Source organism: Salifodinibacter halophilus, assembly GCA_012999515.1.
In the GTDB taxonomy this organism is placed as follows: Bacteria; Pseudomonadota; Gammaproteobacteria; order Nevskiales; family Salinisphaeraceae; genus Salifodinibacter; species Salifodinibacter halophilus.
In genome coordinates this window covers 1-241 of record JABEEB010000640.1, presented here as the reverse complement: position 1 = coordinate 241, position 241 = coordinate 1, and the positions used below count along the sequence as shown (strand labels likewise).

Below are 241 nucleotides of genomic sequence, written 5' to 3'. Positions count from 1 at the left end.
CCAGCGTCGACGGCACGCCGGTGCCAGGGGCGGCCTACTCGCCGATGGACGTGGTGAGCCTGGCCGCGGCCACCGACGCGCATTCGATCCGGCTCGACATGGCGCTGGGCGAAAGCGCCAGCCGCCGCCGCGGCGAGGCGTTCTCCACCGAGATCGTGCTGGAGCTGGAAGGCGAGGACGCCGACGGCCGGCCGTTGCGCCAGCGCCACGAACTGGTGCACCCGCAAGGCCAGGCGCCGCT

Annotated in this window: 1 protein-coding gene; it reads left to right on the top strand. The window is 74.3% G+C overall.

The genetic code is table 11. The features are described 5' to 3' along the window. On the top strand, window positions 1–241 hold a 241-nt coding region (locus HKX41_13125), incomplete at both ends, for an NAD(P)-dependent oxidoreductase (GenBank protein NNC25076.1).